13 protein-coding genes are annotated in these 12,630 nt (G+C 70.7%); 9 read left to right on the plus strand and 4 right to left on the minus strand.

Translation table 11 applies throughout. The features are described from left to right. Positions 1-478 precede the first annotated feature (478 nt). Positions 479-874 (minus strand): VOC family protein, encoded by a 396-nt coding sequence (locus tag ACFQU4_RS33615; RefSeq protein WP_377500673.1) that lies wholly within the window; start codon positions 872-874, stop codon positions 479-481. Positions 875-1,083: 209 nt separating this feature from the next. Then, a complete protein-coding gene (locus tag ACFQU4_RS33620) occupies positions 1,084-1,740 on the minus strand; it encodes a pentapeptide repeat-containing protein (protein WP_377500675.1) in 657 nt (218 codons plus the stop codon). A gap of 76 nt (positions 1,741-1,816) precedes the next feature. On the opposite strand from ACFQU4_RS33620, the gene ACFQU4_RS33625 reads away from it, so the two are divergent. Then, entirely contained in the window at positions 1,817-3,085 is a 1,269-nt protein-coding gene (locus ACFQU4_RS33625) for an exo-beta-N-acetylmuramidase NamZ domain-containing protein (protein ID WP_377500677.1), read from the plus strand. Between the two features lies 1 nt (position 3,086). Here the strand turns inward: ACFQU4_RS33625 and ACFQU4_RS33630 are convergent, their stop codons facing one another. Next, positions 3,087-3,980, minus strand: coding sequence for a phosphotransferase family protein (locus ACFQU4_RS33630; protein WP_377500679.1), 894 nt, complete (start codon positions 3,978-3,980; stop codon positions 3,087-3,089). A gap of 151 nt (positions 3,981-4,131) precedes the next feature. Between ACFQU4_RS33630 and ACFQU4_RS33635 the strand changes: the two genes are divergently transcribed. The 3 genes from ACFQU4_RS33635 to ACFQU4_RS33645 all read left to right on the plus strand — a co-directional run bounded on the left by ACFQU4_RS33635 (position 4,132) and on the right by ACFQU4_RS33645 (position 8,358). Then, a complete protein-coding gene (locus ACFQU4_RS33635) occupies positions 4,132-5,154 on the plus strand; it encodes a phosphotransferase (protein ID WP_377500682.1) in 1,023 nt (340 codons plus the stop codon). 69 nt (positions 5,155-5,223) lie between these two features. Further along, positions 5,224-7,557, plus strand: a complete 2,334-nt coding sequence (locus ACFQU4_RS33640; RefSeq protein ID WP_377500684.1) for a hypothetical protein — start codon at positions 5,224-5,226, stop codon at positions 7,555-7,557. A 123-nt stretch (positions 7,558-7,680) separates the two neighbouring features. Further along, a complete protein-coding gene (locus ACFQU4_RS33645; RefSeq protein WP_377500687.1) occupies positions 7,681-8,358 on the plus strand; it encodes a DedA family protein in 678 nt (225 codons plus the stop codon). A 60-nt stretch (positions 8,359-8,418) separates the two neighbouring features. Here ACFQU4_RS33645 and ACFQU4_RS33650 read toward each other — a convergent pair whose 3' ends face one another. Continuing rightward, complete coding sequence (locus tag ACFQU4_RS33650) at positions 8,419-9,246, minus strand: hypothetical protein (protein ID WP_377500690.1); 828 nt, start codon at positions 9,244-9,246, stop codon at positions 8,419-8,421. 50 nt (positions 9,247-9,296) lie between these two features. Between ACFQU4_RS33650 and ACFQU4_RS33655 the strand changes: the two genes are divergently transcribed. From ACFQU4_RS33655 to ACFQU4_RS33675, 5 genes are all read left to right on the plus strand, one after another. Next, on the plus strand, positions 9,297-10,046 hold the full coding sequence (locus tag ACFQU4_RS33655; protein WP_377500692.1) for a GNAT family N-acetyltransferase: 750 nt from the start codon (positions 9,297-9,299) through the stop codon (positions 10,044-10,046). A gap of 48 nt (positions 10,047-10,094) precedes the next feature. Beyond that, positions 10,095-10,634, plus strand: a complete 540-nt coding sequence (locus ACFQU4_RS33660; protein ID WP_377500694.1) for a hypothetical protein — start codon at positions 10,095-10,097, stop codon at positions 10,632-10,634. Positions 10,635-10,697: 63 nt separating this feature from the next. Next, entirely contained in the window at positions 10,698-11,498 is an 801-nt protein-coding gene (locus tag ACFQU4_RS33665) for a sugar phosphate isomerase/epimerase family protein (protein WP_377500697.1), read from the plus strand. 69 nt (positions 11,499-11,567) lie between these two features. Next, positions 11,568-12,374 (plus strand): nucleotidyltransferase domain-containing protein, encoded by an 807-nt coding sequence (locus ACFQU4_RS33670; protein WP_377501009.1) that lies wholly within the window; start codon positions 11,568-11,570, stop codon positions 12,372-12,374. Further along, positions 12,289-12,609 (plus strand): VOC family protein, encoded by a 321-nt coding sequence (locus tag ACFQU4_RS33675; protein WP_377500699.1) that lies wholly within the window; start codon positions 12,289-12,291, stop codon positions 12,607-12,609. The genes ACFQU4_RS33670 and ACFQU4_RS33675 overlap by 86 nt, the downstream gene beginning before the upstream one ends. Positions 12,610-12,630 lie beyond the last annotated feature (21 nt).

Raw genomic sequence — 12,630 nt, forward strand, 5'->3', positions numbered from 1 at the left:
CACAACGCCGCCCTCATCTGCCTCGCCCGACGACGCTGCGACGTCCTCCACACCATGCTCAAAACCGGAACCCCCTACCAACCGCGGACAGCCCAAGCTGCTTGACACAAGACATAGGGACACCCCCCGTTCCCCGGCAGCCAAGCCCGCCGATCTCCTCGGAGCACCCGCGACCGTTGCCTCCATCCGCGACTCGTGCAGCGGTCGCGGATCGGAGGAACAGTCGCGGCTGAGCTGGGTTTGCTCGCGGTTGAGGGTGATCGCTGGGTTCGGCTGGGTTTGGTTGTGGGTTGGGGGTGTTGGCTGGGTTGGGCTGGGTTTGGTCGTGGGGCGGGGGTGCTGACGTGGGCTGGGTTGGGATTTGGTCGAGGGTCGGGCGGCGGTTGGGTCGGGGCGCGGTTGGGTTGGGCGCGGGGTCGGGACCAGTCGCCGCCGGCGCGGGATCGGCCGCGGAAGGCTGCAGTAGTCGCGGGTGGCGTCAGGCTTGGCGGGGTGGGGACTTGATGCCCCAGCGGTAGCCGTCGGGGTCGGCGAAGATCGCGTACTGCTGGCCCCAGGGCATCGGGCGGGCCGCGGCGATCACGGTGCCGCCGGACTGTTCCGCGGTCGCCAGGAGGGCGTCGATCTCGCCGGCCGAGTCGAGGGTCAGGTCGATGGTGGTGGAGCCGGGGGCGACGGGTGGTTCGGACGAGTCCCACCAGGCGGCGAATTCCGTGCTGTGCAAGGCGACCGGGACCGGTCCGCCATCGCTCAGCCAGGCCGTGGTGTCCTCGTCGGAGTCGGAAACCGGGCGCAGTTCACAGCCGAGGGCCGAGTAGAACGCGTGGCTCCGGGCGAGGTCCTCGACGATGAGGTTGATCTCGGTGATCATCATTGATCGAGTCAACCACGTCAGTCCACCGAGTAGCGCTCCCAGGCGGCCTGCCGGCTGACGCCGAGTGCCGAGCCGATCTCGGCCCAGGTTACACCCTGCTTCCGGGCCAGCCGTACGGCCTCGGCGAGGGTGCTGTCGAGCGACCGGATGCCCTCGGTGATGCCGTTGATGACCTTGATCGGCTCGGCCCGCCAGTCGCCGCCAAGGAGTCATAGGACGTTGAGCCGGAGATGCCGGGCCAGCAGCCGGGACATCAGCATCAACTGATCTTCGCTGATCGTCGCGCCGGCGATCCCGGCCAGGCCGTTGATCGTCGACAGGTCGGCGCCACGAAGATCGACATCGGTCAGTTTCGCCTCGGTGAGATCGAGGGTGCCGATCCGGCAGTTGCGGAAGGTGAGCCGGTTGATCTTGGACATGCCGAGGTCGAGTTCGTCGATCCCGCTGTCGGTGATGATCACATCGCGCCATTCCGAGCCGCGCAGGTTGAGGAAGCCCAGCTTGCATTCGGAGATCGTCACGTCGCGCCAGTTCGACTCGTACAACTCGGCGGAGCCGATCCGGGACCGCTCGATGATCATGTTGCGCCAGCCGGTCCGTGGTCCGCGCAGCACGGGCGCGTCGACGTCGTTCCAGCGGCCGCCGGTGAAGTGGGCGCCGCGCAGGTCGGCGCCGAGCAGTTGCACGCCCTCGAACTCGCAGCCGGTGAACGAGGTCGCGGTCAGGTCCCGGTCGGTGAAGTCGGCCCGGACATACTGCTCGCCTTCGCGCAGGTCCCCGTCCAGCACGTCCCGCGGGTCGGGCCGCCTCAGCTCGCCGAGACGTACGGCGGTGATCTTCGGCGACTTCGGCTCCCGGTTCTCCATGCGACGTCACGGTACGCCAGCAAGCCGACACCCGTACGTCAGCCGCTGGTCACCGGGCGCCGTTAGCCTCCTGATCATGACGATGACCAGACGTGGAGCCCTGATCGGCGCCGGCGCCCTGGCCGGAACCCTCGGCCTCGGTCCTACGGCGCAGGCTCAGCCCGGTCGGGTCCGCACCGGCCTGGAGCTCCTGGTCCAGGACCGCTTCCGTGATCTTCGCGGGCAACGGGTCGGAGTGATCACGAACCCGACCGGGGTGCTGCCGGACCTCCGGCACGGCGTCGATGTGATGGCCGAGAGCGACGACGTCGAGCTGGTCGCGGTGTTCGGGCCGGAGCACGGCTTCCGCGGCACCGCCCAGGCCAACGACTCGGAGGACTTCTTCACCGACCCGAGGACCGGCCTGCCGGTGTACGACACGTTCGAGACGTCGGGCCAGGACCTCGCCGATCTCTTCACGGCGGCCGAGGTCGACACAGTCCTGTTCGACGTGCAGGACGTCGGCGCCCGCTTCTACACCTACATCTGGACGATGTTCGACTCGATGGAGGCGGCCGCGCTGGCCGGCAAGCGGTTCGTCGTGCTGGACCGGCCGAACCCGATCACCGGTCGTCGTGCCACCGGCCCGGTGCTGCAGCCCGAGTACGCGACGTTCATCGGACGGGCGCCGATCGCGCAGCAGCACGGGATGACGGTCGGCGAGCTGGCCGAGCTGTTCAACGCCGAGTTCCTGCCCGGCCGGCCGAGCGGCCCGGCCGACCTGTCCGTCCGCCGCATGCAGGGGTGGCGCCGCGAGCTCTCGTACGACCGGACCGGACTGCCCTGGGTGCTGCCGTCGCCCAACCTGCCCAGCCTGGAGACCGCGTACGTCTACCCGGGCAGCTGCCTCTTCTCCGGCACCAACCTGTCCCAGGGCCGCGGCACCACCCGCCCGTTCCAGCTGGTCGGCGCCCCGTTCATCGACCACCGGTGGGCGGCCGAGCTGGCCGCCCGCCGGCTGCCCGGACTGGCGTTCCGGGAGGCCTACTTCACGCCGACCTTCTCCACCTACCAGGGCAAGAACTGCGGTGGCGTCGACCTCAACGTCACCGACCCGGCGCAGGTCGACGCGGTCGCGCTCGGCATCGCGCTGCTGGTCACGCTGAAATCCTTGTATCCCAAGGATTTCGCGTGGCTGAACTCGGGTACGGAGGCGAAGCCGCAGTGGTGGATCGACCACCTGACCGGCTCCGACCGGGTCCGGCTCGCGGTGGACGCCGGCGACGACGTGGCCGCGATCGTCGCCGGCTGGCAGGACGACCTGGCCGAGTTCCGCCGGGTCCGCCGCGCCTACCTGCGCTACTGAGTCAGCAGGGGTCGAGCCGGTCGGCCGCGACGTCCAGCCAGAAGTCGACCTCGGCCCGGCCGTGGTGCCGGATCGACCAGTCCACCTGGCGCAGGCTCAGCGACGCGTCGTAGCGGCGTCGCCGGTCCGGCGGCACGGTCAGGTTGATCAACTCGGCCAGCCGGGCCCGGACCGCCGGATCGCTGCGCCGCCAGGCGAGGTCGTACGCCAGCACGACCAGCGCGAAGCCGCGGTCACCGCGCGCCCAGCCGTCCCAGTCGACGATGCCGGTGATCCGCCCGTCAGGGTCGACCAGCAGGTTGCCGGCATGGAAGTCGAGGTGCACCAGGTCGTCGCCGGTGATCACGTCCGGCCCGGTCTGGCCGATCTCGTGCACCACGGCCAGCAGCCGGCGGGTCCGCTGGTCGTACCGTTCCAGGGACTCGTGCAGGCAGAAGCCGGGCCCGCTCCCGGTCAGGTACAGCGGCAGCGGTTCGGCCGGCCGGTCGGCGAGCAGCCCGGCCCAGCGGTCCGTCTCCGCGACCATCCGGTCCAGCAGGATCGGGTCGACGGTCTGCGGTGGGGCGCCCGGCAACCGCTCCTGGACGACCACGTGGGCGGCCGGCTCGGGCACCGCGGCGACGAGGTCGTAGCGGGGCACCGGCAGCCCATGTGAGCGGGCGAGTTCGAGCATGTCGGCGGTCTCCCGGAGCCGGTCGCCGGTCGCGGGGTCGTCATCGCCGACGGTGGTCAGGACGCCGTCCCGGCCGTCCGGCCAGCGGACGTAGGCGGCGCCGACCTCGCCGTCGGCCGCGGTGCCGATCAGCTCGAGGTGGATGCCGTGCTGTGCGGCCAGGGCGGCGATCAGCCGGGCCGGGTCGAGGCGGGGGATCGGGGGCGGGAGCTGCGCGTTCATCGTCGTGGCCTTCCGGTCGTCGGGTCGGTAACCCCCGCTGACCTCCGGCGATCCTTCGACGGTTCGCGTTCCACCAGGGGAGACAGGCTATCGCGGCGGTCAAGCCGAAATCTCCCTCGCTCCGGCCGGGCCCGGCTGTCAGGATGCCCGGATGAGTACGGGCGCACGGCACGACCTGGTGGCGGTCTGGACCAGCGCGGCCTGGCGGGCCGAGGCGGAGGCCTGGATCCGGGACCGGCTCGCGGCGGCCGGGATCGCGGTCACCGGGCCGATCGAGCAGCCGCGGGTACGGCCCTGGTCCACCCAGCTGGTCGTGCCGACGGACCGCGGCCGGTACTGGTTCAAGGAGAACAACCCCGCGATGGCCTTCGAGGCCGCCCTGGTCGCCCGGCTCTCGGAGCTGGCGCCCGGCCGGGTGCTGGCACCGGTCGCGGTGGCGGCCGACCGCGGCTGGCTGCTGGGCCCCGACGGCGGCCGTACGGTGCGCGAGTCCGGCGGCCCCGACGAGGCGGGCTTCACCCGGATCCTGACCGAGTACGCCGAGCTGCAGCGGCACCTGGCCGGCCACGGCGCCGAGCTGGTCGGCACCGGATTGCCGGCTCTGGAGCCGGCCCGGTCCGCCGAACACCTGGCCGGCCAGGTGGCGGACCTCGCCGCGCTGCCGGACGGCCATCCGCTGCGGGCCGGCTCCGAGCTGCGGGCCCGGTCCGTCGCGTACCGGCCGGTGCTGGTCGCCGCCGCCGAGCGGCTCGCCGAGACGCCGATCCCGTTGTCGCTGCAGCACAACGACCTGCACCAGAACAACGCGTTCGCCGCCGAACCGGGCCGGCCACTGCGGTTCTTCGACTTCGGCGACGCGGTCTGGGGCCACCCGTTCTGCGTGCTGCACGTGACCCTGGTGGTGCTCGCCCAGGAGTGGTCCTGCGGTCCCTGGTCCGCGGCCGGCGCGGACCCGCGGCTGGACCGGCTGGTCGACGCCTATCTCGAGTGCTGGTCGGACCTGGCGCCGCGCGCCGAGCTGCGGCGGCTGGTCGAGCCGGCGATGGTCATCGGACGGCTGCATCGCTACAACAGTTGGCATCGGCTGCTGCCGTACCTGCCGATGGACATGCTGACGAGCCACGTCGGCTATTTGAGTTCGTTGTTGTGTGGGTCAGCGGTCGGCGCACGTTAAGGTCGGGCGGTCGGACGCTTCGGTAGGATCGTCCGGCCCCCAAAGCCCCCTGGATGTAAGGACGTTTCGATGATCGCGTTGGCCGGGTCGTACCACTGTGCCGAGCTGACGTCGTCGGACGGGACGATCGAGTTCAGCGGCCGGCTCACGGGCACCGAGGCGTTGATCGCGGAGATGCGGCAGGCCGACCCGGAGGCGGCGCCCGATTCCGGGGCGGACGACGCCACGCTGGCCCTGCAGGCGTACCGGATCTGGGGGATCGACGGGTTCCGCCGGCTGGCCGGCACGTTCGCGCTGGCGGTCTCCGACGCGGACCGGCTGGTGCTGGCGCGGGATCCGCTCGGGGTCGAACAGCTCTACTTCCGGCACGACGCGGACGGCTGCCGGGTGCGGTACGGATCGACGATCGCGGCCGTGCTCGCCGACGGGCCGGAGCCGTCGCCGTCGCCGCGGGTGGTGCACCGCTATCTCTCCACCGGCGCGCTGGACGACGAGCCGGCCACGTTCTTCGAGGGCGTCGAGCGGGTGCTGCCCGGTCAGGCCCTGATCGCCGAGCCGAGCGGGGTCCGGCGCCAGGCGTTCCTGCGCGCGGGCACCGAACTGCTCCGCCCCACCCCGCGCCACGTCTCCGACCTGCTGCGTCCCGACCCGTCCGCCGCGGCCGCCGACCCCGCGGACGAGTTGCGCCGCCGGCTGACCGCGACCGTCGGGACGCCCGACCAGCCCGCGGCCGTGGTCGTCGCCGGGCCGGGCTCGGCGGCCCTGTCCGGTCTGGCCGACACCGCTCTCTCCCCGGAGTACCCGGACCATGCGCAGGCCAGCACCGCTCCGCTGCCGGGCCGGGTGCGGCTGACCGCCGACCAGTTCAAGGCGGACTGGTCGGACTTCATCCGGGTCCAGGAAGAGCCGACCGGTTCCGCCGCCGCCTACCTGCACTACCGGCTGGCCCAGGACGGCGCGGACCTGCAGACCTTGATCAGCGCGGAGGGCGCCGCGCAGTTGCTGTTGGGTACGGCGCCGTCGGCGAACCGGATCGCCGGCGCGGTGCTGCTGGCCGGCGCGGCGGTGCGCGGCGGTGTCCGTGCCGTCACCGGTGCGGGCGGCAGCGGCCGGACCGAACTGTCGGTGAGCCTGCTCTCGGACGAGCTGCGGTCCCGCTACTCCGACGAGGGACCGGCGCCGCTGGCCAGCGAGCCGGGCCGGCTCCGGGTGGACGCGCTGACCGCGACCTCGCTGCCGTACCGGCTGCGGTCGCTGGCCAAGACGGCCGAGCACTTCGGCACCCGGTTCGCGCTGCCGTACCTGGACCTCGACACGGTCCGCTGGCTGCTCGGCCAGGACGACGAGACCTTGATCAAACTGCTGGACGGGCCGGGTCAGGTCGACAGCGAACCGGCGCAGGCCGACTGGCTGATGCGGATCAAGAACACCGTCTACGACGTGTTCATGAGCGAGTCGTTCGCGAACCGCGGCTACTTCGACCAGACCGCGGTGGTGGAGTCCTTCGAGGCGTTCATCAAGCGTCCGACCGGCCCGGCGGCGGCCGTGTTCTGGCGCATCCTCAACGTCGAACTCTGGTGCCGCGAGTTCTTCGACAAGGCCCAGCCGGCGCCCGAGGTCAAGATCAAGACCGACCTGGAGGCGAACGAGGGCAAGGAACTTGATCTTGTCCTGCCGAACGGCCGCTCGGTCCGGCGCTACCCGCTGCGCACCGAACTCTTCAGCGCCAGCGACGATCTGACCGGACGAGTCGTCGAACGGGTCGGCGAGTTCTTCCAGACCCTCGGCGGTACGACGGACGAAGATCATCGGGCAGCGACGACGGGCCGCTGGTACTTCTTCATCAGCGAGAAGATCGTCGCGATCACCCAGGGCCGCTCGATGTTCGTCTGGGACATCAAGGTCAGCTGGGCGGCCCGGGTGCTGTCCCGCTTCGTCACCCGGACCCCGACCGGGATCGGGCTCGGGTCGCCGTTCACCATGCAGCTGGCGATCGGCGAGGCCGGGCTGCCGCGGATCCTGTTCGCGTCGGCCGGCAGTGTGGTCGGCAAGCTGGCCGGCAAGTCGGGCGTCTTCTATCAGCTGGTCGGGCACGACGTGCGCGCGATCGACGGGCCGACCGAGTACTCGGCGTACCCCTCCAACGTGTCGGCCAAGTTGCCGCCGAAGGACCCGGACAAGGTCGCCGCGGAGCTGACGGCGGCGATCCGGCCGCTGCTCCCGGAGCCGTACGCGAGCACGTTCGCCGGCACCGTCGTGATGGACGCAAATGATCTTGGTCGGAACGCGCTCGGCCAGGACGTGCCGGGCGAGCCGCAGGTCTACGAGGAGATGTTCGCCGACAACCCGCTCGGCCAGGGCAGCCAGCAGACCCCGCTCGCGATCGTCTTCGAACTGCCCTGATCACAACCCTGCGAGTCAGGGTCGGGGTGTCCCCGGACCCTGGCTCCGGGTAGGGCTAACCCGACTCGGATTCGGGTGACTACCTCAATGTGCTGTCCGGCGGATTTGCGTTGGATAGTGGACATGGAGACGCTGACCGAATTCATCCTGGGGGCTGCAGGCTCACCGTGGGTCTATCTGCTGGTGCTGCTGGTGGCCTGCATCGACGGGTTCTTCCCGCCGATCCCCAGTGAGTCGGTGGTCGTCGCGCTCGCCGCGGTCGGTATCGCGACCGGGCAGCCGTGGGTGATCGGCGTGGCCATCGTGGCTGCGATCGGCGCCATCGCCGGCGACAACATCGCGTTCCTGATGGGCCGCAAGCTGGGCGTCGGCCGGTTCGCCTGGATGCGCCGGCCGCGGGTCGCGAAGGTGTTCGACTTCGCGCACCGGCAGCTGCAGCACCGCGGTGCGCTGCTGATCCTGACCGCCCGCTACATCCCGGTCGGCCGGGTCGCGGTGAACATGACCGCCGGGGCGACCGGCTTCTCCTGGCGCCGGTTCTTCCCGCTGAGCATCCTGGCCGGTTCGTCCTGGGCCGCGTACTCGATCCTGATCGGGGCGGTCGCCGGCCACTGGGTGAAGGACAACCCGATCCTCGGTGCCGCCGTCGCGATCGTCGCCGCCATGATCATCGGCTTCGTGATCGACAAGGTCGTCGGCCGGCTCACCGGCCGGAATCGGCTGCCCGAGGTGGCCGACGAAGACCTGGAGTCGGTCTCGCCCGAGTCAGCCGTCGTCGCCGGCAAGTCCGCCGACTCCTGATCCCCCGCTCCCTGAGCCTGTCGAGGGGCAACCCTTCGGCAGGCTCAAGGCATGTCCGGGTCAGGGCAGGTCGCGGCGCAGGGTCGTTGCCCGGGCTCGCAACTCGGCGACGACCTTCGCCTGTTCCCGCTCCTCGGCCGTGACCCGCTTGAGCTGCTCGGAGAGCTCGGCCTGCCGTTCCCGCAGTCCGGTCAGGACCTCGGCCGCCGCGTCCAGCTCCGCCTTGGCCGCCTCCAGTTCCTTGCGCAGCTTGGCCTGCTCGGCCCGCTTCCGCTCGGCCTGCTCGCGGGCCTTCCGTACCTCGGGATCCTCGGTCTTCGGCTTCGCCGGAGCCTTCTCCGCTTTCGTGTCCTTGGCGTCCGGCTTGGGTTTGGCGGACTTGGCCGGGGCAGGAGCCGGTACGGGCCCGGGCGACAACGGTCCGAATCCGCCGTAGGCCACCACCTGGTGCACCCAGCCGTTGCGGACCGCCTCGGCCAACTCGGGATCGGTCCAGGCGGCCTGCAGGGTCGAGGAGACCTCCTGCAGCGCCGTGTCGGTGGTCGTCTGCCCGGCCTCCTTGGCCAGTTCGGCTGCCCGCCGGGACAACTGCCGGGCGGCCGTCGCGCGCTGCTGGTTGAGTTCCCGAAGTTGATCACCGGCGAGCCGCTGCTGCGCCTCGGTGAGCGCCGTACCCAGCTCGAGCCAGGACTCGATCCGCTCCGGGTCGTGGTGGGCCAGCAGGTTGACCAGCCAGGCCGACTTGGTCGGCCGGCGGAGGGCGCCGACCCGCTTGGCCAGCTCCTTGTCGCCTTCCTTCTTGGCCTGGTCGGCCAGCTCCTTGCGCCGCGCGACGAAACCGTCCGGCGACCCGGCGTACAGCTCGGCGGCGATCTCGGAGAACTCCACGGCCCCGATTCTCACACGCCGGCGGCGTCCGGGCTGGTTGACTGGCGATCATGCGCTGGACGAACCTCGCGGAGTCCGAGGCCGTTGCGGAGGCGGCGTTCGCGCTCCCGTACGGGAAGGGCGGCGGTGGTGGCTTCATGGCCGGCCACCTGATCACCAAGCTGGTGTCGCGGCCGAGACTGGCCCGTCGCTGGCCGGAACTTTCCGTCGCCGTCCTTGACGATGACGGCAGTTGCGTGGCCCGCGGCGTGACGATCCCGTACGCGTCGACGGTCGAGGGCCGGGATCCGTACCCGGAGGGCGGTTGGGAACAGGCGGTGCTCTGGGCGTCCGAGGATGCGCTGGACGGTCGCGCCCCGGACACGCTGTGTGCCCTGGAAATCGCGGTCCATCCCGATCATCAGCGCCGAGGCCTGTCGGGCCGGGCGCTGCAGGCGCTGCGGCAGAACGCGGAGGACGTCGGATTCGGCCGCCTGATCACCCCGGTCCGTCCGCCGCAGAAGGCCGACGATCCGTGGACCCCGATGGCGGAGTACGCGAGCAGGACCAGGGACGACGGTCTGCCCAGCGATCCGTGGCTCCGGGTCCACGTCCGGGCCGGCGGCCGGATCCGCGCCATCGCTCCGTGTTCGGCCACCATCGCGGCCGGCCTGGACCGGTGGCGGACCTGGACCGGGCTGCCGCTCGACGCCGACGGCCCGGTCGCGATTCCCGGCGGCCTGGCCCCGCTGTTCGTCTCCGTCTCGCTGGGGGTCGGCAGCTACGTCGAGCCGAACGTCTGGATCGAGCACCTCGGCTGACGTCGCCCGTTTCACCCGAACCGTGGAATCCGGCGGTAGCGTGCCGTCATGGGACTGCGGAGTGGCGGGGTCGCCCTGCTCGTCGTACTGGCGCTGACGGCGTGCACCGCCGAGCAACCAGCGCCGCAGCCGAGCCCGCCTACGCAGTCGGAACCAGAGGGACCCTTCGAGGCGCCGTCCGCAGCTGTCGGCGCGCTGGACGGAGCCGACTCCGGGGAACTCGAGGTCGACGGGCCGACCAACGACGAGGGTCAGTACCTGGTGCGGCCCGGTCAGACCTTGCAGCTGTCGCTCGCCTTCCGGAACTACGGCAAGCGGGCGGTCGAGACCAAGATCATCATCGAAGCCCTGTGCCAGAACGCGAAATTCGCCGAGACGGTGTCCTTCCGGGTGCCGGGCTCGACCCTCACTCCGCCCGAATCCAAGGTCGTGGCGACCTGGCACGGCACCGCGACGATCCCGGCCGACTGCGATCCGCTGGGGATCCCGGGCGTCGCTGACGGCTCGCTCAACGCCGAGGTCAGGGTGGCCGCTGACGGTCGGGAGCGTGGTGAATCGTCCACCGTGACGTTCAGTCTCGCCCGGTAGCAGACCGCGGAAGGCGTCGCGAGATACTGGCCTTTCCGCCCGCATCACGTGAGGATGATCAGCATGGCCACGCCCGAGATCTCTGTACAGCTGTATTCCATCCACCCCGAGCTGGAGGCCGACCTGGACGGCTCGCTGGCGAAGCTTGCCGAGATCGGTTTCAAGACCGTCGAGGCGTTCGACTTCGTTCGCCGCGCCGATGCGCTCAAGGCGTCCTTCGAGAAGTACGGCCTCAGCTCGCCGACCGCGCACGCGCTGCTGCTGGAGGAGGCCGGGGTGGCCACGCCGGACGGCCTGCTGTCCGTACCGCCGGCCGAGGAGACGTTCGCCGCGGCCAACGCCCTCGGGGTGCAGGTGGTGATCGATCCGTTCGTCGCTCCGGACCGGTGGGCGACCGCCGACGACGTGAAGCGCAACGCCGAGCGGCTCAACGAGCGCGCCGAGCAGGCGAAGGAGTTCGGCCTCAAGGTCGGCTACCACAACCATGATCACGAACTGACGACCAAGGTCGACGACCGCCCGGTGCTGGAGCTCTTCGCCGAGCAGCTCGACCCGTCGGTGCTGCTGGAAGTCGATCTCTACTGGGCCTTCGCCGGCGGCGCGGACCTGATCCCGCTGCTGCGCAAGCTCGGCGACCGGGTGATCGCGGTGCACGTGAAGGACGGCCCGATGCGCCCCGGCATCAGCGCCCGCGAGCTGCCGAATGATCAGCAGCCGGCCGGTCAGGGCGACGTCCCGCTGGCCGAGGTGTTGACCTCCGACCTGGCGATCCCGTACGCGGTGGTCGAGTTCGATCACTACGAGGGCGACACGTTCGAGGGCATCGCGCAGAGCTACCGGTTCCTCACCGAGACCCTCGGCTGAACCCTGCACGACGTCACCGGCCGGCGTCTCGACGAACGTCGACGCCTGCTGGAAACGATCACCGCCGCCCTGGCGGACGACGAGCGGGTCTGCGCGGCCTGGCTGCACGGCTCGTCGGCGCGGGGCGGCGGTGACGCGCTCAGCGATCTTGATCTTGTGGTCGTCGTACCGGACGAGTTGATCAAGGAAATCGCCGGCGGTCCGCGGTCGCCGGTCGACTACCGGCACGTGCTGGACTCACCTCGCGGTCGCTGGGTGGCGTCCATCCTCGAGCCGCTGCTGCTGCTCGAGGCGCCGCAGAATGCGCCGGCCGGAGGAGCCTTCCTCACGACGTTGACCGCAGGGGCGGATGGCCCCCAGCAGGTCGACTGGGAATGGCTGCCCCGCAGCTCCGCGCGCCGGCCGCTCGAGTCAGTGATCTTGATCGACCGGGAGCTTCCGCCGGTAGAGGCGTCGGCGACCGAACCGGCTGGACCCGGCCCGGCTCCGGAGCGTACGGTCTTCGAGATCGCCTGTCACGCCGTTCCATGGTTCTGGATGACGCTGTTGTGGAACGCCAAGTCCGCGGCGCGCCACGCCGGTTCGATGCCGATGTTGGCCGCGACGCTCGGCGCGCTCCACGACGTCGAGCACTTCGTCGGCCGGGAGTCGCCGCCGACGTCCGTACCGGATCGGGACCCGTTCGGTGTTCTGGCCGGACTGTCGGATCGGATGGACGAGTTGCGCTCCGCCGGGTCTCCGTTGTTCGCGGACGTCCCGGACCGGGTCGGGTCGCAGGCACGCAGGTTCATTGAGGTGGCCAGGGCGGTCGCGGAGGTTCGCCAATCTCAAGGCGCCGGGCAACGAGGCTGCCGAGCTCGCGATCTGGCAACGTGATCATGAACTGGTCCCGCCGACGATCCGCGGCCAGGGCGCAGGCGTGATCAACTTCGTCGTGGACGAGGTCGACCAGGTGTTCGCGGAGGCCGAACAGCTCGGCCTGCCGATCATTCTCGGGCTCCGCGACGAGCCGTACGGTCAACGGAGGTTCCTGACCAGCGACCCGGCCGGCACCGTCGTGGATGTCAGCACACCGATCGCGATGTCCCCCGAGCTGTTCCCGTCGGGCTAGAGATCTTGAGTGAATTTCGGC

The sequence above is a fragment of the Microlunatus sp. GCM10028923 genome, assembly GCF_042666975.1.
In the GTDB taxonomy this organism is placed as follows: domain Bacteria; phylum Actinomycetota; class Actinomycetes; order Propionibacteriales; family Propionibacteriaceae; genus Microlunatus.